Annotated in this window: 23 protein-coding genes and 1 pseudogene; 16 read left to right on the forward strand and 8 right to left on the reverse strand. The window is 71.2% G+C overall.

Annotated features, from left to right (window positions below):
- The first annotated feature begins 124 nt into the window (after positions 1–124).
- Positions 125–1177, forward strand: a complete 1053-nt coding sequence (locus Raf01_RS04630) for a LacI family DNA-binding transcriptional regulator (protein ID WP_203916445.1) — start codon at positions 125–127, stop codon at positions 1175–1177.
- Positions 1178–1195: 18 nt separating this feature from the next.
- Here the strand turns inward: Raf01_RS04630 and Raf01_RS04635 are convergent, their stop codons facing one another.
- Positions 1196–2080 carry a hypothetical protein gene (locus Raf01_RS04635; protein ID WP_203916446.1) on the reverse strand — a complete coding sequence of 295 codons (885 nt, stop codon included), beginning with the start codon at positions 2078–2080 and terminating at the stop codon, positions 1196–1198.
- An 18-nt stretch (positions 2081–2098) separates the two neighbouring features.
- A complete protein-coding gene (hisN, locus tag Raf01_RS04640; RefSeq protein ID WP_203916447.1) occupies positions 2099–2899 on the reverse strand; it encodes a histidinol-phosphatase in 801 nt (266 codons plus the stop codon).
- A 66-nt stretch (positions 2900–2965) separates the two neighbouring features.
- On the opposite strand from hisN, the gene Raf01_RS04645 reads away from it, so the two are divergent.
- Positions 2966–3505, forward strand: coding sequence for a DUF2087 domain-containing protein (locus Raf01_RS04645; protein WP_239133371.1), 540 nt, complete (start codon positions 2966–2968; stop codon positions 3503–3505).
- A 91-nt stretch (positions 3506–3596) separates the two neighbouring features.
- On the opposite strand, the gene rsgA is transcribed toward Raf01_RS04645, so the two are convergent.
- Both rsgA and aroA read right to left on the reverse strand, forming a co-directional pair.
- On the reverse strand, positions 3597–4619 hold the full coding sequence (gene rsgA / locus Raf01_RS04650) for a ribosome small subunit-dependent GTPase A (protein ID WP_203916488.1): 1023 nt from the start codon (positions 4617–4619) through the stop codon (positions 3597–3599).
- A gap of 74 nt (positions 4620–4693) precedes the next feature.
- Positions 4694–5977, reverse strand: a complete 1284-nt coding sequence (gene aroA / locus Raf01_RS04655; RefSeq protein ID WP_239133377.1) for a 3-phosphoshikimate 1-carboxyvinyltransferase — start codon at positions 5975–5977, stop codon at positions 4694–4696.
- 112 nt (positions 5978–6089) lie between these two features.
- Here aroA and Raf01_RS04660 point away from each other — a divergent pair, with 112 nt between their 5' ends.
- The 5 genes and pseudogenes from Raf01_RS04660 to rsrA all read left to right on the forward strand — a co-directional run bounded on the left by Raf01_RS04660 (position 6090) and on the right by rsrA (position 9559).
- On the forward strand, positions 6090–6887 hold the full coding sequence (locus tag Raf01_RS04660) for an SOS response-associated peptidase (protein WP_203916449.1): 798 nt from the start codon (positions 6090–6092) through the stop codon (positions 6885–6887).
- A gap of 156 nt (positions 6888–7043) precedes the next feature.
- Positions 7044–7394, forward strand: a pseudogene (locus tag Raf01_RS50495) (WhiB family transcriptional regulator); the annotation flags it as partial.
- 220 nt (positions 7395–7614) lie between these two features.
- Positions 7615–8226 (forward strand): alpha/beta hydrolase family protein, encoded by a 612-nt coding sequence (locus tag Raf01_RS04670; protein WP_203916450.1) that lies wholly within the window; start codon positions 7615–7617, stop codon positions 8224–8226.
- A 268-nt stretch (positions 8227–8494) separates the two neighbouring features.
- Positions 8495–9283: a sigma-70 family RNA polymerase sigma factor gene (locus Raf01_RS04675; RefSeq protein WP_308442629.1), complete on the forward strand. Its 789-nt coding sequence runs from the start codon at positions 8495–8497 to the stop codon at positions 9281–9283.
- Positions 9284–9286: 3 nt separating this feature from the next.
- Complete coding sequence (gene rsrA / locus Raf01_RS04680) at positions 9287–9559, forward strand: mycothiol system anti-sigma-R factor (protein WP_203916451.1); 273 nt, start codon at positions 9287–9289, stop codon at positions 9557–9559.
- Between the two features lie 74 nt (positions 9560–9633).
- Here the strand turns inward: rsrA and Raf01_RS50850 are convergent, their stop codons facing one another.
- Positions 9634–9708 (reverse strand): 50S ribosomal protein bL37, encoded by a 75-nt coding sequence (locus Raf01_RS50850; RefSeq protein ID WP_373319467.1) that lies wholly within the window; start codon positions 9706–9708, stop codon positions 9634–9636.
- 225 nt (positions 9709–9933) lie between these two features.
- On the opposite strand from Raf01_RS50850, the gene Raf01_RS04685 reads away from it, so the two are divergent.
- Both Raf01_RS04685 and Raf01_RS04690 read left to right on the forward strand, forming a co-directional pair.
- Positions 9934–10155 (forward strand): biotin/lipoyl-binding carrier protein, encoded by a 222-nt coding sequence (locus Raf01_RS04685; RefSeq protein ID WP_203916490.1) that lies wholly within the window; start codon positions 9934–9936, stop codon positions 10153–10155.
- A gap of 58 nt (positions 10156–10213) precedes the next feature.
- The gene (locus tag Raf01_RS04690) at positions 10214–10732 is read left to right on the forward strand and encodes a GNAT family N-acetyltransferase (protein ID WP_203916452.1); all 519 of its coding nucleotides are present in this window, start codon (positions 10214–10216) and stop codon (positions 10730–10732) included.
- A 78-nt stretch (positions 10733–10810) separates the two neighbouring features.
- Here Raf01_RS04690 and Raf01_RS04695 read toward each other — a convergent pair whose 3' ends face one another.
- Positions 10811–11419 (reverse strand): TetR/AcrR family transcriptional regulator, encoded by a 609-nt coding sequence (locus tag Raf01_RS04695; protein WP_203916453.1) that lies wholly within the window; start codon positions 11417–11419, stop codon positions 10811–10813.
- A 152-nt stretch (positions 11420–11571) separates the two neighbouring features.
- Here Raf01_RS04695 and Raf01_RS04700 point away from each other — a divergent pair, with 152 nt between their 5' ends.
- Together Raf01_RS04700 and Raf01_RS04705 are read left to right on the forward strand one after the other, a co-directional pair.
- Entirely contained in the window at positions 11572–13164 is a 1593-nt protein-coding gene (locus Raf01_RS04700; RefSeq protein ID WP_203916454.1) for an MDR family MFS transporter, read from the forward strand.
- Positions 13165–13364: 200 nt separating this feature from the next.
- Positions 13365–14399 carry an SIS domain-containing protein gene (locus Raf01_RS04705; RefSeq protein ID WP_203916491.1) on the forward strand — a complete coding sequence of 345 codons (1035 nt, stop codon included), beginning with the start codon at positions 13365–13367 and terminating at the stop codon, positions 14397–14399.
- 136 nt (positions 14400–14535) lie between these two features.
- Here the strand turns inward: Raf01_RS04705 and Raf01_RS04710 are convergent, their stop codons facing one another.
- Complete coding sequence (locus Raf01_RS04710) at positions 14536–14976, reverse strand: hypothetical protein (RefSeq protein ID WP_203916455.1); 441 nt, start codon at positions 14974–14976, stop codon at positions 14536–14538.
- Positions 14977–15029: 53 nt separating this feature from the next.
- Between Raf01_RS04710 and Raf01_RS04715 the strand changes: the two genes are divergently transcribed.
- Positions 15030–16505: a PAS domain-containing sensor histidine kinase gene (locus tag Raf01_RS04715; protein WP_203916456.1), complete on the forward strand. Its 1476-nt coding sequence runs from the start codon at positions 15030–15032 to the stop codon at positions 16503–16505.
- A gap of 52 nt (positions 16506–16557) precedes the next feature.
- On the opposite strand, the gene Raf01_RS04720 is transcribed toward Raf01_RS04715, so the two are convergent.
- Positions 16558–18024: a glycosyltransferase family 39 protein gene (locus tag Raf01_RS04720; RefSeq protein WP_203916457.1), complete on the reverse strand. Its 1467-nt coding sequence runs from the start codon at positions 18022–18024 to the stop codon at positions 16558–16560.
- Between the two features lie 385 nt (positions 18025–18409).
- Between Raf01_RS04720 and Raf01_RS04725 the strand changes: the two genes are divergently transcribed.
- Genes Raf01_RS04725 through Raf01_RS04735 form a run of 4 tightly spaced genes read left to right on the forward strand, consistent with a single transcriptional unit; the run spans position 18410 to position 21873 of the window.
- Positions 18410–20119, forward strand: a complete 1710-nt coding sequence (locus tag Raf01_RS04725) for a nitrite/sulfite reductase (protein ID WP_203916458.1) — start codon at positions 18410–18412, stop codon at positions 20117–20119.
- Positions 20116–20301 (forward strand): hypothetical protein, encoded by a 186-nt coding sequence (locus tag Raf01_RS49370; protein WP_239133372.1) that lies wholly within the window; start codon positions 20116–20118, stop codon positions 20299–20301. The genes Raf01_RS04725 and Raf01_RS49370 overlap by 4 nt, the downstream gene beginning before the upstream one ends.
- Positions 20298–21008 carry a phosphoadenylyl-sulfate reductase gene (locus Raf01_RS04730; protein WP_203916459.1) on the forward strand — a complete coding sequence of 237 codons (711 nt, stop codon included), beginning with the start codon at positions 20298–20300 and terminating at the stop codon, positions 21006–21008. The genes Raf01_RS49370 and Raf01_RS04730 overlap by 4 nt, the downstream gene beginning before the upstream one ends.
- 10 nt (positions 21009–21018) lie before the next feature.
- Entirely contained in the window at positions 21019–21873 is an 855-nt protein-coding gene (locus Raf01_RS04735) for a sirohydrochlorin chelatase (protein WP_239133373.1), read from the forward strand.
- Positions 21874–21912: the final 39 nt, after the last annotated feature.

A 21912-nucleotide genomic window follows, 5' to 3' on the forward strand; every position in this document is an offset into this window, starting at 1 on the left:
AACCAGACATGTCAAGGGTGTTACGGACTCGTGACCTTGACCTAGACTGGAGGGGGTTTGCTCGTTCGATCCGTCGCGGTGGGGCCGTCCGTGCTGAGTGAATGTGAACGACGGAGGAGTCGGCATGCCTACGCCCAGGGTCACCCTTCTCGACGTCGCCCGCCGAGCGGGAGTGTCCAGAACTACCGCGTCCTTTGTCATGGCTGGACGCACGGACATGCGCATCTCCGCCGAGGCCGAGCACCGGGTGCTGCACGCGGCCCGGGAGCTCAACTACCGGCCAAACCTGATGGCGCGCGGCCTACGCACCAAGTTGACCCGCACCATCGGCCTGGTCTCGGACACCATCGCCAGCGAAGCCTTCGCGGGTGAGCTGATCCGTGGCAGCTTCTCCACCGCCCTTCTCCACCAGCACCTGCTGTTCGTTGGTGAAACCGAGGGCGACGATACCGTGGAGATGCAACTCCTGCAGGACATGCTTGACCGGGGCGTCGATGGATTCATCTATGCGAGCATGTACACGCGTCCGGCCCGACCTCCGTCCGCGCTACGTGGGCACCGCTTCGTGTTGTTGAACTGTGTCGCCGAGGACCATCGCGTCCCCGCGGTGCTGCCGGACGAGCGTGGCGCCGGCCGGACGGCGGCCGGGCTGCTGCTGGACGCGGGGCACCGGGAGCGCATCTTTCTGGTCGGGGAGACGCCCGAAGAGGTATATGCGGCCCGGGAGCGCCGGGCGGGCGTGGAGGAGGCGCTCGCGCAGGCCGGCAGTGCGCTGGCCGGCACGGTCGAGTGCCTGTGGTGGCCGGAGCCGGCATACCAGGCGGTACGCGAGTTCTTCGGTGGTGGCCCGCACGCCACAGCTCTGATCTGCCTGAACGATCGGGTCGCGTTCGGCGCCTACCAGGCGGCGGCCGAGGCCGGGCTCACGGTGCCGGACGACGTGTCGGTCGTGTCGTTCGACGACTCGTCGCTGGCCTCGTGGCTGCGTCCCGGGCTGACCAGCATCGCGATCCCCCACTTCGAGCTGGGCCGCTTGGCCGTGGAGCTACTGCTCGCCGAGGTACCCGCACACGACGTGCACCGGGTGACGATGCCGCTGCGCGAACGCGAGTCGGTCGCGGCGCCGCGCCCGGAGAAGGTGAATGGCCGGGCCGGCATGAATGTCCACAGTAGATAGACGGGGTCCGGAGACCGGTTAACGGCTGGGCGCCAGGCTCTCGGACACGCCCCTGGCGTGCTGGACCGAGTGACGATGCTGTGGCGTCGCGTACCGCGTCATGCCGAGCACCGCGGCGAGCGTGGCCAGGAAGCCGAGCGCGGCCAGCCACTGCCGGCCGGGCCAGATCTCGTCGCCGAGCACGAACAGTCCGATGAACGCGGCCGGAACCGCGGCCGCGGCGTCCATCGCGGCGACTGCCGCGGTCGTCGAACCGCGCTGCATGGCGAGGCCGAGCAGGAGCTGTCCGACCAGCGAGTGGGCGATCAGCAGGTACAGCAACGGTGCGGTGAGAAAACGCTCCCAGGTGTGGACCGAGGCCAACGGGCGCGAGGCCACCGCCGCGGCGCCGAAGCACAGCCCGGCCAGCGAACCCAGAGCCACCGAGCCGGGCGCTCCGTGCAGGCGTACCGCGAGACGCCCCAACGCCGCGATGGCGACCAGGGCGACCGCGATCCCGATTTCGGTCAGCGCGCCGACCGGACGGGACGGCGCGGGACGGGCCGCGATGACCAGGGCAGCGATGCCGAAACAGAGCAACCCGAGCAGAGCCAGTTCGGCGGGAGGCAACCGCCACTTGAGCATCAAAACGCCGAACACCGCGGTGACGCCCAGCCCGGCCGCCACGGACGCCTGTACCAGGAACAGCGGCAGGTCCCGACGAGCCAGGAAGGCGAGCACGAAACCGAGCATCTGGAATCCCACGCCCAGCAGATACGTGCGGTGCTCACACAGTCGCAGCAGCAGGCTCGGGTGAAGACTCTTCTCCTGACGGGTCCGCGAGACGGCCACCGACTGGAGCAGGTTGGCCATCCCGTACGCCACGATCATGGCCGTGAGGAACAGCCAACCCGAGGAACCCATTGACGCGACAATACTGGCTCAGCGGTCCAATGCAAGTCGATCCAGTATGTTGGCGTGAAGCCTACCGTTGGTGGCGACAGCGCTACCGCCGAAGGGTCCGGGCTCGCCGTTGAGATCGGTGAACGTGCCCCCGGCCTCAGTCACGATCGGCAACAGGGCGGCGAGGTCCCACAGCGCGAGTTCGGGCTCGACCATTACGTCCACGGCGCCCTCGGCGACGAGCATATATCCGTAAAAGTCGCCGTACGCGCGACTGCGCCAGCTGCCCCGCATGATGTCCAGCATCGCCGGTAGTCGCCCGGTCTCTTCCCAGGCGGGCAGGGACGCGTAGCAGAACGACGCGTCGGACAGCCGGGTCACCCCGGAGACCCGGATGGGCGTGGCCGCGGCGGTGTGCCGCCCGGCGTACGCGCCATGCCCGCGCGCGGCCCACCAGCGGCGGCCGAGCGCCGGCGCGGACACCAACCCGACCATCACCTGGTCGGCCTCCATGAGTGCGATCAGGGTGGCCCAGATCGGTACTCCGCGGACGAAGTTCTTCGTGCCGTCGATCGGGTCGATCACCCACTGCCGGGTGCCCGGGCCGGCCGCCGCCTGGCTGACGCCGAACTCCTCGCCGAGTACCGCGTCTCTCGGCCGGGTCCGGGACAGTGTCGCGCGCAGTGCCTTCTCGACCGCGGTGTCCGCGTCGGAGACCGGTGTCAGATCCGGCTTGCTCTCCACGTGCAGGTCCATCGCCCGGAACCGGGCCATGGAGATAGCGTCCGCGGTGTCCGCGAGAAGGTGCGCGAGGGAGAGGTCGTCCGCATAACCTGCCACACCGGGAACCTATCGGACGCGTTTTCCAGGAGCGAGCATGGGGATCGGCGAGTTATGTTCTTGGCCGTGCAACCAGATGCGCTGTGTGGACTCCTGGCCGAGAGTGACCGGCTCCGCAGTTACGCCGCCGTGGTGCTGGGCGCGGGTACTCCGGGTGAGGTGGCGGCGGCCACCGGCCTCGCCGGGCGGGACGTGGTCAAGGCACTGTTCCGGCTGGAAGAGGGCGGGCTGATCGTCACCGTGAACGGCCGGGTCGTGGCCGCGTCCGGGGCGTTCAAGGACGCGATCCGCGAACACTCGCCCGGGTCGATCCCGGAGGAGCCGCTCGACCCGGATCAGGAACGGGCGGCGGTGCTGCGCGCGTTCATGCGGGAGGGCCGGCTGGTGCAGATGCCCGCGGCGCGCGGCAAGCGGCGCATCGTGCTGGAGCACATCGTGACGGACTTCGAACCCGGCGTGCGGTACCCGGAGCGGGCGGTCAACGCGATGCTGCGCATCTGGTACGACGACTACGCGACGATCCGCCGGTACCTGGTGGACGAGGACCTGCTCTCCCGGGAGAACAACGTGTACTGGCGCAGCGGCGGCTACGTCGACACCGCCTGAGCACGAGCCCGGCGTGGGCCCGCCTGGGCGCGGTGTCCCTGAGCGCGGTGTCCCGGAGCATGGTGTCCACAATGGACATCGCGCCGCCCGGTCACTGGAATTCCTCCCCGGGCGCGGGCGCCCCCTCCTTCGAGGCGAGCAGTCGCCGGTAGGACGCCAGCCTCCGCGGGTCCGCGCCGCCGGCGGCCACCAGAGCGTCCAGCCCGCAGGTGCCCGCGCTGCCGGTGTGGTCGCAGTTCGGCGGGCAGTTGACCGACGCCTGCACCAGGTCGGGGAAGCCGTGCAGCAGGCTCTCCGCCGACACGTGCGCCAGGCCGAAGGACCGGATCCCCGGAGTGTCGATGATCCACCCGTCCACTCCGCCGTCCACTCCGCCGTCCACTCCGCCGTCCGAGCCCCGACCGGTGCGACCGCCCCGTCCGGTGCGGCCCGATCGGGCCGGCAGCGGCAGCGCCACCGCGCTCGTCGATGTGTGCCGCCCCTTGCCGATCGCGCTGACCAGACCGACCCGCCGGTCGGCGTCCGGTACCAGCCGGTTCACGAGCGTCGACTTGCCGACCCCGGAGTGCCCGACCATCACCGACACGAGCCCGGCCAGCCGCTCGTACAGCGGGCCGAGGTCGCCGTCCGGGCGGGTCAGCACGTACGGCAGGTCCAGTTCGGCGTAGTAGTCCAGGACCTCCTGCGGCCCGGCCAGGTCCGCCTTCGTGAGGCAGAGCAGCGGATCGATCTCCGCGTCGTACGCGGCGACGAGGCAGCGGTCGATGAACCCGGTGCGCGGCGGCGGATCGGCCAGGGCGCTGACGATGACGAGTTGGTCCGCGTTGGCCACCACGACCCGTTCCACCCGGCCCTCGGGCGTGGTGTCGTCGTCATCGGCGGTACGCATCAGCACGGAGCCACGCTCCTCGATACGTACGATGCGGGCCAGCGAGCCCGGCGCGCCGGAGACGTCACCGACCAGGGCCACCCGGTCGCCGACCACCACTCCGCGCCGGCCGAGTTCCCGGGCGCGCATCGCGGTGACCGGGCGGCCGGAGATGTCGATCGTGTACCGGCCGCGGTCCACCGCGACCACGAATCCCTCCTCGGCGCCCTCGTGCCGCGGCCGGATCCGGGTACGGGGGCGTGACGAACGGCCGGGACGGATCCGTACGTCGTCCTCGTCGTACTCGCGGCGTCGACCGGTCAGTGCGTGCCCTCCACGATCGAGGCCCACAACTCCGGGAACTCCGGCATCGTCTTGGACGTGCAGGAGACGTCGGACAGTCGCACGTCCGGTACGGCCAGCCCGACCACCGCGGCGGCGTGCGCCATCCGGTGGTCCTGGTACGTCTCGAACTCCCCGCCGTGCAGCCTGGCCGGCCGCACCTCGAGGCCGTCCCTCAGCTCCGTGACGTCGGCGCCGAGCGCGATCAGTTCCCGGGCCAGCGCGGCGATCCGGTCCGTCTCGTGGCCGCGAATGTGTTCCACGCCGGTCAGCCGGGACGGCGAGTCGGCCAGGGCGGCGAGCGCGGCGATCGTCGGGGTCAGCTCGCTGACGTCCGACAGGTCGGCGTTCAGCCCGTGCACCACCCCGGTACCGGTGACGGTGAGCCCTTTGTCGGTCAGCACGCACTCGCCGCCCATCGCGGTCAGCAACTCGCACAGGCGGTCGCCGGGCTGGAGCGACTCCCGGGGCAGGCCAGGGACGGTCACCCGCCCACCGGTCACCAGGGCCGCGGCCAGGAACGGGACGGCGCCGGACAGGTCCGGTTCGATGTCCCAGTCCCGCCCGGCCAGGGCGCCTGGCTCGACCGTCCACACGTCGGGCGTCGCGTCGTCCACCGTGGCTCCGGCCGCCCGCAGCATCCGCGCGGTCATCCGCAGGTGCGGTGCGGACGGCACCGGCGGTCCGACGTGACGTACCACGATCCCCTTGTCGAAGGCTGCCGCGGCCAGCAGCAGCCCGGACACGAACTGGCTGGACGCGGACGCGTCGATGGTGACCTCGCCACCGGTGACGCCGCCGGCGCCGTGCACGGTCAGCGGCAGGCCGCCGGAGGGTGCCGAGTCGATGCGTACCCCGAGCGCGCGCAGCGCCTCGACGATCGGACCGAGCGGGCGCTGCCGAGCGCGGGGGTCGCCGTCGAAGCTGACCGGTCCGTCGGCCAGGCCGGCGACCGGTGGTACGAACCGCATGACGGTGCCGGACAGCCCCACGTCGACGTGCGCCGGCCCGGCCAGCGGTCCCGGCCGGACCGCCCAGAGCCGGTCGTCCCCGCTGTCCACGCCGGCGCCCATGCCGGCCAGGCCGGCGGCCATCAGTTCGGTGTCGCGGGCACGCAGCGGGTACCGGAGGGTGGACGGGCCGGCCGCGAGGGCGGACAGCACGAGGGCGCGGGCGGTCATCGACTTGGAGCCGGGCAGCCGCACCTCGGCGCGCACGGGCGTGCCGGCGGTCGGCGCGACCCAGGAGACCGGGCCGGCCACCGAGCCGGGGACGGGGCCGGACTGGCGGGGCGGTGTCGGGGAGTTCGAAGCCACGGGTACAGTCTGCCGTCCCGCGGATCCGAACGTGGAACGGGTCGATAGGTTGGTTCGCATGTGCGGCCGTTATGCGACCACGCGCACCACCACGGACCTCGCCGCGCTCTTCGACGCGTCCGACGAGACCGAGGGCGCCCTGGCGCCGGACTACAACGTGGCGCCGACCGATCCGGTACCGATCGTGCGGTCCGGCCCGCAACGCCGGTTGAGTGTCGCCCGCTGGGGTCTCGTGCCCGCCTGGGCGGATGCTCCCGCCCGCGGTGCCCGGCCGGACGGGGGCGGACAGGCCCGGCGGACGCCGCTGATGATCAATGCCCGGGCCGAGACCGTCGCCACCAACGGCGCGTTCGCCCGCGCCTTCCGCCGGCACCGCTGCCTGGTGCCGGCCGACGGCTGGTACGAGTGGCGCCGCACCGAGGACGGCCGGGGCAAGCAGGCGTACTTCATGACCCCGCGGGACGGCGGCGTACTGGCGTTCGCCGGTGTGGCCGCGACATCGTCGGCCGGACAGCTCACCTGCAGCGTGGTCACCACCGCGTCGGTCGGCGACCTCGCGCTGGTGCACGACCGGATGCCGTTGGTGCTGCCGCCGGACCGGTGGGACCAATGGTTGTCCGCGCCGGTCGCTTCGCCGGAGAATGACGACGCTGCGCAATCGGATAAATACCAACCGCTTAATCCCGACGCACTGCTCGCATTGCCGCCGATCGAATTTCTGGACGCCTTGGAGATCCGTCCGGTGGGCCCCGCGGTCGGCGATGTTCGCAACGATGGGCCGGGTCTGACCGAGCGAGTGGCTGTGACGCCGTTGCGCGTTTTCGACGTGGAGCCGACAGATCTCACGCTCTTTTGAGTGATTCCGGCGCAATTGGCCAGCCCATTTTCCCACAGTCTCCGTTCGGCCACTTGTACCGATGCCCTTTAGTGCGGTAGAACACAGCGCCGGCAGCGGCGAATGCGAATCCATGCTCGCCGTTGAACAGTCCGGACCCACGGGGGAGGTGGGTAGATGACTCGGGCGCGTATGCCACGCCCACACGAGGTTGCCGCCGCACGGAGAGACCCGAGACTTCTTCGGGCTTTCAGCGAGCGGCAACAGGATGATGCCTGGCGTACCAGGGGGGTGTGCCAGAGCGTCGATCCAGAGACGTTCTTTCCCGCTCCAAGCGAGCCGGCCGACGCCGCGATCGCCCTCTGTCGCACCTGCGACGTGCAGGGCGCGTGCCTGGCCTGGGCGCTTGAGGTCGGCGACTGCCACGGGGTGTGGGGTGCCACCACGCCGCGCGAGCGGCGGGCCATGCTCGTCGCCTGGCGCACGGAGCCACGGGATCCGGAGCCGGTCGGGGCCGCCGCGCAGCTCGGTGCCGCGCAGCTCGCGTCCGGGCAACTCGCTCCCGGGCAGCGCGGGGCCGCGCAGCGCTCCGGTCCGCCCGGCCGATCCGACCAGGGTGCCGGGCCGGCCCTTCTGGACCGGGTCCTGGAGCTGGTGCCGGGGCATCGCACCCGGCTTCCGCTGCTGAGCGAACGGCGCGTCGAGCGGTGTGCCAACTCGGGCCTGGAGCGGGTGGCATCCTGATCGGGTGATCAGGGTCCCGACTCCGCACGGCGACGCGCAGATTGAGCTGGATCGCCCGGACCGACCGGTGAGCTTGCTCGTCCTCGGACACGGGGCGGGCGGCGGCATCGACGCACCCGATCTGGTCGCGGTGCGCGACGCCGCCGTCGCCGCGTCGGTGGCGGTCGCCCGGGTGCTCCAGCCCTACCGGGTGGCCGGGCGCAGGGCTCCTGCCCCGGCACGGCAACTCGATGCCGCGTGGACGGCGGTCGTCGCCGCGCTGCGCTCCGGCGGCAAGCGGTACCCGCCGGCCACCCTGCCGCTGATCGTCGGCGGGCGCTCCAGCGGCGCGCGGGTGGCCTGCCGTACCGCCCGGGAGATCGGGGCGGCCGGGATCGTCGCGCTGGCCTTTCCGTTGCACCCACCCGGCCGGCCCGAGCGTTCCCGGGCCGAGGAGTTGGTCACCGGGTTGCCGACTCTGGTGGTCAACGGCGACCGGGATCCGTTCGGGATCCCGGATCCCGGCCCCTCCGTGGAAGTCAGCGTGCGCCCCGGCGAGGTCCACGACCTGCGCCGCGATCCGGCCGCGGTGGGCGATTCCGTACTGGGCTGGATGGTCCGTCACGGCTGGGCGTGACCCTCGTTGGGTACGTCGAACCCGGATACCTGTGGGCTCACCGCAAGTCGTGAACCTCAGCGGTTCACAATTCTCCCAGGCCCTTCCCGGTCCCGCCCCAGCACGGGACCGGGAAGGTCAGAGCGGGTCCCGGTGAGCCGCCCGTCAGCGTGCGAGGTTGCTGGTCACGGTCGCCCGGCACGGGCCGTATGGCCGGAATGCGGGCCGGGTACCCGAGTGTTGTACGCCCCGGAGACGTGTGGCATAGGCACGTCCGGGAAGGGGAACCGTGAGCACGAACAGCAGCCTGGAGGAGAAGGACCAGGCTCGGCTCGTACGCCGGCTGTTGTACGCCCCGGAGTGGCCCGCCGACGTGGAGCAGAGCGCCGGCCCAGGATCCCTGGCCGCGGCACTCGGCGTATCCTCGGCGGGACGGGCAAGGGGGGCGGAACGGTTGGCACAGGCCGAACGGACGGATGAGCGGCGAGTCCGCTTCGAGCGAGACGCGTTGCCCTTCGTTGATCAGCTTTACGCGGCCGCGTTGCGGATGACCCGGAACCCGGCCGACGCGGAAGACCTGGTGCAGGAGACGTTCCTGAAGGCTTATGCCGCCTTTCACCAGTTTGAGGAGGGTACGAACCTCAAGGCGTGGTTGTACCGGATCCTCACCAACACGTACATCAACTCGTACCGCAAGCGGCAGCGCCAGCCTCAGCAGGCGCCGACCGAGGAGATCACCGACTGGCAGCTCGCCTCCGCGGAGTCGCACACGTCGTCGGGGCTCCGCTCGGCCGAGACCGAGGCGCTGGACCGGCTGCCGGACTCGGACGTCAAGGAAGCGCTCCAGTCGCTGCCCGAGGACTTCCGGCTCGCGGTGTACCTCGCCGACGTCGAGGGCTTTTCGTACAAGGAGATCGCGGACATCATGAATACCCCGATCGGTACCGTGATGTCGCGACTGCACCGTGGGCGGCGTAATCTCCGTCGGCTGCTGGAGGGTTACGCGGCCGATCGCGGGTTCGCCCGGGGCAGCACGTCAGCGGTGCCCGAGGGCACCCCGGTCGGGCGGGAGGTGTGACCCGTGAGCTGTGGTAAGCCGCACGAGACCGACTGCCGTGACGTGCTGGCGGAGGTCTACATGTACCTCGACCTGGAGTGCGACGAGTCACGCCGGAGCGTGATCAGCACCCATCTCGACGAGTGCACCCCGTGCCTGCGCGAGTACGGCATCGAGCAAGAGGTCAAGGCGCTGGTGGCGCGCTGCTGCGGCGCGGAGACCGCGCCGGCGTCACTGCGTGAGCGCCTGCGAGTCAAGCTCTCCGAGATCGTGGTCTTCGAGGGCCGCGAGCTGTAACCCGGCTCGCCGGCCAGGTGGCGGCGCCGACCCTGGGCGGGTGGCCGCCCGGGTCGAGAACGCTGCGACGGTGGTCAGGAGTTGGGGCGCTTGCCGTGGTTGGCGGCGCTCTTCCTCCGGGCCTTCTTCTTGCGGGACTTCTTAGCCATCGGGGCCTCCTGGCGACTGGCGGTAACGATCCCGTGAATGGTAGAAGGTCGGCCCGTGACGCCGTCAGCCGAGGTACCGGCCGATCCGCCGCACCCGGTCGGAGGGGTATGGGCCGCGTTCACCGATCATGGTTGGATACCACTCGGTCGGGCTGCGGATTGGGGCCGCGACGGATGGGCCGCCTGGGTGAGAATCGGCGAAGACCGCATGGTGCGCGAGAGGGGCTGGCGATGGCTGAGGAGATCCGTGCCGAGATGGTGGCCAACGTCTGGAAGGTGGTCGCGTCGACAGGCGACGACGTCGCCGAGGGCGACACGCTGGTCATCCTGGAGTCCATGAAGATGGAGATCCCGGTGATCGCGGAGTCTGACGGAACGGTCCAGCAGATTGCCGTGAACGAGGGCGACGTGGTGCAGGAGGGCGACCTGATCGCCGTCGTGGCATGAGCGGGCGCCGACTGAGCGGGCGTCAATCGAGCGGACGCCGACGGAGCGGGGATCCGGCATGAGCGAGCGGGGCATTCTGGTTCGAGTCGCCGATCCGGAGGAGTACCCCCAGATCGGCGCGCTGTCGGTCGATGCGTACCGCGCCGACGGGCAGCTCCCCGAGCACTACGCACCGTTCCTGTCAGACGTCGCGGCCCGAGCAGAGCACGGCACGATCCTGGCCGCGGTCGACGAGGAGACCGGTGCGGTCCTCGGCGCGGCGACCTTCGTCCTCCCCGGGTCTCCGCTCGCCGAGGTCTCGCGGGATGGGGAGGCGGAATTCCGTACGCTCGCCGTCGCGCCCGGCGCTCAGGGGCGTGGGATCGGAGCGGCGCTGGTCCGGGCCTGCCTGGATCGGGCCGCCGGCCTGGGCTGCCACGCCGTGGTGATCTGCACCAGGGACGTGGCGACGGCCGCCCAGCGGCTGTACGACAAGCTGGGCTTCCAGCGTGCCCCGGAACTGGACTGGTCACCCATCGCCGGCGTCAACCTGCTCGCGCTGCGCCACGAACTGGCGGTCTCCGCCACATCCGGCTGAACCGCCCCACCGGGCTGTCCGCCACGATCGGCCCGAGCCGCCCTACCGGGCTGTCCGCCACGATCGGCCCGAGCCGCCCTACCGGGCGGCGGCCTGCCCCACCGCGCCGCCGCCGGTCTGAGCGGGTGACTCGTCGCCCGGCTCGACGAGTTCCAGGGCCACCTGGATGGCCGCCGCGCGGCGCTCCGCGTCGGTGACCGACTCGTCCCGGAGCACGAACCAGGTCGCGTGCAGCGCGAAGATCGCCATGGAGCCCTTCAGCCGCACCGTGAGCGGGTCACCGGGCGAGCTCAGGATGTTGATGATCTCGAACATGCGTTCGCGCATCTGCTCGCTCTTCGGGTGGTCGCGCAGCGCCGTCTGGTTGCGTTCGAAGAACCGCATGATCTCGTGGTGCCGGTTCTCGTGCAGTTCGGCGGCGTACCGCTGGATGAACTCCCGGCGCCGGCCAGGGCCCGGCGCCTGGGTCCCGGCCCAGGCGATCAACTCTTCGAGCGCGTCGATCCGGTCCTGCACCAGGCTGGAGACGATGTCTTCCTTCGTCTTGAAGTGGTAGTAGAGCGCGGCCTTGGTGACTCCCAGGCGCTCGGCGATCTCGCGCAGCGAGGTGGCTTCATAGCCCTGCTCGGTGAACAGTTCGAGAGCGACCTGCTGGATGCGGGCCCGCGTATCGGACTGGTCTCTCATCGTTCCCTCGCTGTCTGTCCGCAACTTACTTGGTCTGTCCGTAACTTACTTGACGGCCGGCTAGCAGATAGCTTACCGTACATCTGAAAGGTGCACTAGCCGGTCGGCCAGTAAGTGGGCCACGATCTCGGGGGAGACTACCCGTGGCGTCAATGGAAACCATCACAACCGAGGCCCCGCCCGCGCGCCGGCGCGAGGTCATGGTGGTGTTGCCAGGGCTTCTGCTGGCGATGCTGCTCGCAATGCTCGACAACATGATCGTGAGCACCGCCATGCCACGAATCGTGGGCGAGCTGCACGGCCTGTCGCACCTGTCCTGGGTAGTGACGGCGTACGTGCTCGGCACCACCGTCTCCACGCCGCTGTGGGGGAAGATCGGCGACCTGTACGGCCGCAAGAACATCTTCATCAGTTCAATCGCGATCTTCCTGGTCGGCTCGGCACTGTCCGGCATGTCCCAGAACATGAGCGAGCTGATCGGTTTCCGGGCGCTGCAGGGCCTCGGCGCCGGCGGCCTGATCGTCGGAGTGATGGCCATCATCGGCGACCTGGTGCCGCCCCGGGAGCGGGGCCGTTACCAGGGCATCATGGCCGCTGTCATGGCGGTCGCGATGGTCGCCGGGCCGCTCGCCGGCGGGTTCATCACCGACAACCTGAGCTGGCGCTGGGCCTTCTATGTCAACCTCCCGCTCGGCGCGATCGCGCTGATCCTGCTCGTTACCCGGCTGCACCTGCCCAAGCACCGCACCGAGCACCGGATCGACTGGACCGGTGCCGGGCTGCTCGCGGTCGGCATCACCGCGCTGGTCCTGATCACCACCTGGGGTGGCAACGAGTACGCGTGGGGATCCTGGCAGGTCCTCGGCCTGGTCGTGGTCGCGGTGGTGACGCTCGTGGCGTTCGCCATGGTCGAGCGGAAGGCGGCGGAGCCGATCCTGTCGCTGCACCTGTTCGGCAACCGGAACTTCACGCTCAGCGCGCTGATCGGCTTCCTGCTCGGCTTCACCATGTTCGGCGCGATCAACTTCCTGCCGCTGTTCCAGCAGACGGTGCAGGGCGCCTCGGCGACCAACTCCGGCCTGCTCCTGCTGCCGATGATGGCCGGTCTTCTGGTCACCTCGCTGGTCGCCGGCCAGATCATCACCCGTACCGGTCGGTACCGCGTGTTCCCGATCCTCGGCGGGGTGTTCGTGGTGGCCGGCATGATCTTGCTGGCTCAGCTCGACGTGAACTCCAGCAAGACCGACAGCTCGCTGTACATGCTGGTGCTCGGTTCCGGCATGGGCTTCCTGATGCAGACCACGATGCTGATCTCGCAGAACAGCGTCGAGCAGAAGGACATCGGTGTGGCCAGCAGCGCGGCCACATTCTTCCGGTCGATCGGCGGTTCGTTCGGCGTCTCGCTGTTCGGCGCGATCTTCAACCAGGGCCTCAAGAGCGACATCACCTCCCGGCTGGGCCCCGCGGTGGCAGGCAAGCTGACCTCGGGCGGCGGCGTCACCGGCCTGACCAAGAGCACGCTGGACAAGATGCCGCCCGTCCAGGTGCAGGCCCTGCTGCACGGGATCGCGACGGCGACCTCCAGCGTCTTCTTCTGGGCGGTCTTCATCTCGATCCTGGTGCCGGTCGCCGCGGTCTTCATCAAGCACGTACCGCTGCGGTCCGCGATCCCGACCGATGCCAAGAAGGACGGCGCCGCCGAGGGCAGCGAGGCCGAAGCTTCGCTGGTCGTCGCGATGGAGTAGTTCGCGCCGGAACCCATCCATGCCGCCCCGGGACCGTTTCGGTCCCGGGGCGGCGGTCGTTCACCCGGGGACCGTCGTGAAAATCACTGCTCAGATGACGAGCGAAACGGCGCTCCAATGTGCAAGACTGCGCACACATTGCGCGGTAATGAGCATGATCTGATCGAGGAGGACCGGCGATGGCTGAGCGCGGCGCGGGTATGGCGGCGGACATCGCCGAGCAACCGGATGTGTTCTCCCGGCTCCTGAGCGGCCCGAACGCCGAGGCGATCGGGCAGGTCGCGGCCGCTGTCGCGGCCCGGCGGCCACGGCACATCGTGTTCACTGCCCGGGGCACGTCCGATCACGCGGCGCTCTACGCGGCGTACCTGGCCGAGATCCGGCTGGGCATCCCGGCCGGGCTGGCGAGCCCGTCCGCCGTCACCGTGTTCGGCGCCCGGCCCGACCTGCGCGACGCGCTGGTGATCGGGGTCAGCCAGAGTGGCGGCTCGGCCGACCTGGTCGAGGTGGTGCGCGTCGCTCGCGAGTCCGGCGCGCAGACGCTGGCCGTGACGAACGACCCGAATTCCCCGCTGGCCGGCGCGAGCGAGATGGTCGTCAACGTGGCCGCTGGGCACGAGCGCGCGGTCGCGGCGACCAAGACGTACACCGCGGAACTGCTCGCGCTGCTGATGCTGATCGAGGGAGTACGCGCCGGTGACGGCACCCTGCCAGCCGACGAGCGGCGGGAACTCGACCGGCTGCCCGGCCTGGCCTCGGCTCTCCTGGAAGACCAGACGGCGTGGCAACTGGCCGCGCGGTACCGGTTCGCCGGCCGGATGGTGACCACCGGACGCGGGTACGCGTACCCGACCGCCCGGGAGACGGCGCTCAAGCTCATGGAGACGTCCTACCTGCCGGCGCTCTCCTTCTCCGGTGCCGACCTGCTGCACGGGCCGCTCGCGATGGCCGACCCGGACGTCCCGGTGCTCGCCGTGGTGGGCAACGGGCCCGGTGGCGGCGCCATGCGTGAGGTACTGGCCCGGCTGGGGGAGCGGCGGGCCGACGTGGTGGCGGTCGGGCCGGCCGACGTCGCGGGCTCCGCGCTGCGGATCCCGACCCCGGACGTGGACGAGCGCTACGCGCCCCTGCTGGACATCCTGCCGCTCCAGCGGCTGGCCCTGGCCCTGGCGCTGGCGCGGGGCGAGGACCCGGACGCGCCGCGCGGCCTGAAGAAGGTCACCGTCACCCGCTGAGCCACCCCTACCGCCGAGCCGCCGTCACACGCTGGGCCGCCGCTACCGCTGGGGCGCCGTCACACGCTGGGGCGCCGCTACCGCTGGGGCGCCGTCATTCGCTGGGGCGCCCGCCGGGCCGGTCACCGGCCCCTGCTCACGGGCGCAGCGAGATGACCGCTTCCTGGTTCTCGCGCAGCGAGGTGGCCGAGAACGTCTGCGCCGGGTGGCCGGCGATCACGATGCCGTAGCTGGTCACCCCACCCGGTACCTGCCGGATCTCGAACGGGAGGTCGCAGGCGGTACCGGAGGAGTCGCTCCCGATCACACCGTCGCCCAGGTACCCGACCGCGATCTGGTGCCCCTGCGGGTCGACCACCTTGACCTCGTTGTTCGGGGCCACGTCGGGCAGCGTGGACTCGCAAGCCGTACCGGACGGCGGGGTGGCTCCGGTCGCCACCGGGACCGCCACGTGACCGCGTAGCACGAACCCGTTCGGCTTCTGGTCACTGACGCTCGAGGCGCCCACGAAGCCGCAACCGGCCAGTGCGCCGGCCGCGGCCAGGTTGACAAGGGACAAAGCGGTGCGTCGTACCACGTCAGCGACGCTACCCCCTCACACCAGGGCCGGACGCATGGCACCCTTGTCGCGTGTCCACGCTGCGCGATCTCGTCGAGGAGCACACCTCACTCGGCCCCGTCGACGTCGAGCACCTGCACCGGCTCGCCGGAGACTGGCAGCTGGTCTCCGACCTGTCGTTCGCCGATCTCCTGTTGTGGGTACCGATCGGGAACGGCGACGACTACCTCTGCGTGGCCCAGGTGCGCCCGACCACCGCGCCGACGGCGTACCAGGATGATCAGGTGGGCCGGATCGCCGGCGGTCCGGAGGTGGCGCACCTCACCGTCGCCCGTACCCAGGGCCGGATCTGGCGGGAGGGCGACCCCGTCTGGTACGGCGACACCCCGGCCCGGTACGAGGCGATCCCGATCCGTCGCCGGGGCAGCCGCGACGTGATCGCGGTCGTCGGGCGGGACACCAACCTGTCCACCGCCCGCAGCCCCAGCCAGCTGGAGTTGAACTACCTGACCACGGCCGACGACCTGGCCCTGATGATGACCGACGGCACCTTCGCCCCGCCCCGGCACCCGGGCGAGGTGACCAGCGCCCCGCGCGTCGGCGACGGGCTGGTCCGGCTGGACGGCGGCGGCAAGGTCACCTACGCCAGCCCGAACGCCCAGTCCGCGTACCGCCGCCTCGGGCTGCCCGCGCACCTGGTCGGCGAGGATCTTCCCGCGCTGACCGCCCGGCTCGTCGACGACCCGATGGAGGGTGCGGACGCCGCCGAGCGGATCCTGGCCGCGCTGCGCGGCGACGCGCCGGCCCGCAAGGAGATCGACGCCCGGGGCGCCTCGATGCTGATCCGCGCGTTGCCGCTGATGCCGGCGGGAGTGCCGATCGGAGCGCTGGTGCTGGTGCGCGACATCACGGAGGTGCGCATCCGGGACCGGGCGCTGCTGACCAAGGACGCGACGATCCGGGAGATCCACCACCGGGTGAAGAACAACCTCCAGACGGTCGCCGCGCTGCTCCGGCTGCAGGCGCGCCGGGCGCCGGCCGCCCGGGCCGCGCTGGAGGAGTCGGTACGGCGAGTGGCCTCCATCGCGCTCGTCCACGAGACGCTGTCCATGTCCAGCGACGAGGTGGTCGAGTTCGACGGGATCGTGGACCGGGTGGCGTTCGCCGCCGCCGAGGTGGCCGCGCCGGAGGCGAAGGTACGCATCGGCCGGGAGGGCACCTTCGGCGTACTGCCCGCCGAGACCGCCACGCCACTCGTGATGGTCCTCAACGAGCTGCTGCTCAACGCGGTGGAGCACGGGTTCGTGCCGGGCGACGGCGGCTCGGTCACCGTGACCGTGCACCGGTTCCGCAAGCAGCTGCACGTCACCGTGGCGGACAGCGGCAAGGGGCTGCCGGAGGGCTTCCGGATGGACGGCGGCGAGCGGCTCGGGCTGCAGATCGTGCGCACCCTGGTCACCGGTGAGCTGCGCGGCAGCATCGAGCTGCGGGACCGGTCCGGCGGCGGCACCGAGGCCATGCTGGTGGTGCCGCTGACCCGGCGCTAGCGGCGGGGCCCGGCGGCACCGGGCGCTGGCGGCGCCGGCCCGGGACTCCGGGTCAGCGGGTCAGCAGCCCGACCGTCAGCCCCTTGACCAGCCACACCCGGGCCAGCCGGTAGTGGGCGCGCAGAAGGGACTCCTTCGGCTCACCGATGCCGTCCAGCGGGTCGGGATGGGTCTGGTACCGCAGCACCCAGATCCTCGGCGGGTCGGCGGCGGCCAGGCAGCCGGCCAGGTCCGGGCACTCCTCGGCGGTCAGCCGCCCGTCCAGCCGCTGTGGCCTGGTCGCGAACACGTCCCGGGGTCGCCGGTCCGCCGGCACGTACCGGGCCACGGTGTCACGGGCCTCCCACGGCACCACCTGTTCGTGCAGCGCGTACACGATCGCGTCGCCGGGCCGCTGGCCCCCGGCGATGATCGCGGCCGCGCCGGCCGTGTCGTGGTTGTGGCCCGCCGGTCCCCGGATCGACGCCTGTGCCGGGGCGCCGAGTGCCGCGACGACGGCGAGTACGGCGACCGCCCGGTACCGGCCGGTGCGGGCCAGGAAAACCCCGACGAGCAGGATCGACGCCGGCATCGTGTAGATCAGGTACCGCGGGAAGAACGCCGGAATGGCCGTGCCGATCGCGTACAGCACCACGACCGGCGCGATCGCCCAGCAGGCGAGCAGGATCGCCGGGCGGGCGCCACCGCGGGCGGTCCGGGCCAGCCCGAGCACGGCCAGCACGACCACCGCTCCGCCCACCGCGGCGGCGCCGAAGAACACGCCCGGTGCCCCGACCAGGGTGCGCCAGTGGGCCGGCTCGATCCAGGCGACCTCTGCCCGCTGCCGGTGTCCCAGCCAGGCCAGCGGCACCAGGATCAGCACCGCCACCACCGAGCCCACGAGCCAGCGCGCCAGCAGGTCACGGCCGCGGCGCAGCAGCACCGGCACCGCGTGCCCCACGAGCAGGAGTACCCCCACCAGGTGCGCAGCGCCCAACAGCAGGATGACCAGCGCGTACCACGCCGTCCGGCCGGTGCCGGGGCGCTCCAGCAGCCCGGCGAGCAGCAGGGTGGCGAGTACCGCCAACATGACCGTGAACGAGTACGGCCGGGCCTCCTGCGCGTACCGGGAGGTCGCCGGTACCAGCGCGAACCCGAGCCCGGCCAGCAGCCCCGGCCACCGGCCCCCGCCCAGCCGGGCGCCGAGCCTCGCGACCAGCCCGGCGGCGACCGCCATCGCCAGCACCGAGGACAGCCGCAGCCCAACCGTGGAGGTGCCGAAGAGCGTGGTCCACGCCTTCTCCACGACGTAGTACGGCCCGATGACGGCGTCCGCGTTGTGCAGCAGCCGGAACAGTCTGCCCCAGCTCAGCCGGACCGCGCCCCAGGTCGCCAGCTCGTCGGCCCACAACGCCGGCCGGTTAAGCCGGACCAGCCCGAGGCCGAGAGTGAGAAGCGCTGGCCAGAGCCAGTACCCGAGTACGGCAGCCCTCGTGACCCGCCCGACGGCACCCGGGCCAGCCGGGCGGGTGGGGCCCATGCGTACACGATATGTTGCTCAGCGTGACCGGCCGGGCGTGTTACGGGGATACGTAACATTCCCGGTCCCGGTTCACTTCTCATCACCTGGGAGTGAACAGCGCCACCCTGTTGGTAACGACCGCGGTGTGGGAGTCTGTTAGCTATGTCGAAGACCAGGGACGATGGCACGCATCGTGCCCGCATGGTCTTTCTGACGGCCCGCCGCCACGTCGACTACGGTCGCGTGCGCAGCGCCATGTGTCCGGCCAGCTGACGCAGCCCGCTTGATCAAGCAGGGCCGCGCATACCGCCGGACCCCCTGACGCCGATGTCACCGTCCCAGGCCCACAACCGCCGCGGACGGCCGGTGGAGATGCGCGTCCCTTCACACCAGGAGACGCGAGATGACGGTCAATCCCCGTCCGACCGGCCCGGCCCGAGACACCGCAACCGCAGCACGGCCCCGCCGCGCGCGCGGTGAGGGGCAGTGGGCGCTCGGGCATCGGGAACCGCTCAACGCGAACGAGCGGTCCAAGAAGGACGACAACCCGCTCAACGTCCGGGCGCGCATCGAGAACATCTACGCGCACCGGGGCTTCGCCAGCATCGACCCGGCCGACCTGCGCGGCCGGTTCCGCTGGTACGGGCTCTACACCCAGCGCCGGCCCGGCATTGACGGCGGTCGCACCGCCGTACTGGAGCCGGAGGAGCTGGACGACGAGTACTTCATGCTTCGGGTACGCATCGACGGCGGGCAGCTCGACCTGGCCCAGTTGCGCGCCGTGGCGCACGTGTCGCAGGCGTACGGCCGGGACACCGCGGACGTGACCGACCGCCAGAACATCCAGCTGCACTGGATCGAGATCGAGAACGTGCCGGCGATCTGGCGGGAACTGGAGGCGGTCGGCCTCTCCACGACCGAGGCGTGCGGCGACTCGCCCCGGGTGATCCTGGGCAGCCCGCTGGCCGGAATCGCCGCGGAGGAAGTGGTCGATGCCACCCCGGCCATCGAAGAGATCAACACCCGGTTCATCGGCGACCCGTCGCTGTCCAACCTGCCCCGCAAGTTCAAGACGTCGATCGGCTGGCTGCCCGACGTGCCGTACGAGTCGAACGACATCTCGCTGGTCGGCGTCGTGCACCCGGAGCACGGGCCCGGCTTCGACCTGTGGGTCGGCGGCGGCCTGTCCACGAACCCGATGCTCGCCGTGCGGCTGGGCGTGTGGGTGCCGCTGGAGGAGGTCGCGGAGGTCTGGCTCGGCGTGATCAGCATCTTCCGGGACTACGGGTACCGGCGGCTGCGCTCCCGGGCCCGGCTGAAGTTCCTGGTCGCGGACTGGGGCGCAGAGCGGTTCCGTGAGGTGCTGGAGACGGAGTACCTGCACCGGAAGCTCGTCGACGGTCCGGCTCCGGAGCTGCCGGCCCGCCCGTACGACCACGTCGGCGTGCACCGGCAGAACGACGGCAGGTACTACGTCGGCGTCGCCCCGATCGCCGGCCGGGTCAGCGGTACCACGCTGGCCAGCCTCGCGGACATCGCCGAGGCGCACGGCAGCGGCCGGGTGCGCACCACCCCCTACCAGAAGCTGATCGTCCTGGACGTACCTGAGGAGCGGGTGGAGAGCCTGGTCGACGCGCTGCGCGGGATCGGCCTGGAAGCCGAGCCGTCCTCCTGGCGGCGGTCCACCATGGCCTGCACCGGCATCGAGTTCTGCAAGCTGGCCATCGTCGAGACGAAGGCCAAGGCGGCCCAGCTGGTCAACGAGCTGGAGAAGCGGCTGGCCGACCTCGACGTGGACATCTCCGTCAACATCAACGGCTGCCCGAACGCGTGCGCACGCACCCAGGTGGGTGACATCGGGCTCAAGGGCCAACTGGTACCGGGCCCGGGTGGGGAGATGGTCGAAGGCTTCCAGGTGCACCTCGGGGGCGGCTTGGCCATGGCCGAGGGCCAGCGGGCCGGCTTCGGGCGCAAGCTGCGCGGCCTCAAGACCACGTCCGAGGACCTGGTCGACTACGTGGAGCGGCTGGGGCGCCGGTACGCCGACGCCCGTCACGAGGGCGAGACCTTCGCCCAGTGGGTGACCCGGGCCGAGGAGGGGGATCTCAGGTGAGTGGTGAGCGGGTTTCGCCGCTGTACTGCCCGTACTGCGCCGAAGAGGATCTCCGTCCGCACGGGGACACGCACGGAACCTGGGAATGCCGGTCCTGCACCCGGGTATTCGCACTCAAGTTCGTCGGGCTGTTGGCCCCGGCCGTGACCCGGCCGGCTACCGGATCGGTGGTTAAGCGATGAGCACGGTAACTCGGTATTCGGTCAGTGAACTGCAGGAGATCGCGAGCCGCGCCGGTGTCGAGCTGGCCCAGGCTCCAGCCCATGAGATCGTCGAGTGGGCGCTCGGGCAGTTCGGCGAGCGGTTCTGTGTGACCAGCTCATTCGCGGACGCGGTCCTGATCCACGTGGTGTCCCAGGTGGCCCCCGGGATCGAGGTCATCTTCCTGGACACCGGCCTCCACTTCGAGGAGACGCTGCAGGTCCGCGAGACGGTGGCCTCGACGCTCCCGGTGACGATCAAGTCGATCAAGCCGCGGCTCAGCGTCGGCCAGCAGGACGCGGAGTACGGCCCCCGGTTGTTCTCCCGGGAGCCGGACGAGTGCTGCGCGCTGCGCAAGGTCGAGCCGCTGGAGCGGGCGCTGGAGCCGTACGACGCCTGGGCCGCCGGGCTGCGCCGGGACGAGGGCCCGAGCCGGGCCAACACGCCGGTGGTGGGCTTCGAGGTGGGCCGGGGCAAGGTCAAGGTCGCACCGCTGGCGTACTGGACCGAGGCCGACGTCCAGGCGTACATCGCGAAGCACAACGTGCCGGTGAACAAGCTGATCGGCCGGGGATACGCCTCGGTCGGGTGCTGGCCGTGCACCCGGCGCACCGCCCCCGGCGAGGACCCGCGCGCCGGCCGGTGGCCGATGTTCGACAAGACCGAGTGCGGCATCCACGCCGGCTGAGCGGACACCGATGATCTCCGGCGGTACCCGACTGGTCCTGGTGGCCCACGGGAGCAGGGATGTCCGGGCGGCGCAGTCGACCCGCGGGCTCGCCCGTGCGGTGGCGCGTCGCCTGGCCGTCCACGCCCGCGTACCGGCCTCGGAACAGCGGAGGGTACCGGCGCCCCGGGGCGCGTCGCGTCGCGTCGCCGTACCGCCGTACAGCCCGGTGAGCGCCGCGTTCCTGGACTTCGCGACCCCGCGGCTGCCCGACGTACTGGCGTCGGCCGCCGGCCGCGGGGAGTCCGCCGCGATCGTGGTACCGCTGTTGCTGACCGCCGCCTACCACGGTCGGGTGGACGTACCCGCCGAGATCGAGCGTGCCCGTGCCGCCGGAGCACCGGTGGATGTCGGGCTCGCCACGGTGCTGGGGCCGGTCGATGGTCCGGTGCTCGACCGGCACGTCCTCGACCTGATGACCTCGGCCCTGATCCGCCGGCTCGACCAGACCGGAGCGCTGGCCGGTTCCGATGGCATCCTGCTGGCCGGGGCCGGCAGCCGTGAGGACGCCGCGCTGCGCACTGTGGACCTGGTCGCGGATGCCCTGGGAACCGCCCTCAGACGGCCGTGCCGGGCTGGATACGCATCCGGGGGTGGTCTTGGTGTGGCCGAGGCGATGGCCGCGTTGCACGCCGACGGAGCCCGGCGGATCGCGGTCGGCAGCTACTTCCTCGCGCCCGGCCTGCTGCACGACCGGGTCATCGCGCAGGCGCGCGACGCCGGAGCGCTCGCCGTCGCCGGACCGCTCGGCGCCGCGCCGGAAATCGTGCGGCTCGTGCTGGCCCGGGCCGAGGCGTCCCGGGTATCGCATCCGCTTGCCGCATAGGGCATTCGGAGGCCCGGCCAATATCGCATCGATAGACGA

The organism is Rugosimonospora africana, from assembly GCF_016862975.1.
Lineage (GTDB): Bacteria > Actinomycetota > Actinomycetes > Mycobacteriales > Micromonosporaceae > Rugosimonospora > Rugosimonospora africana.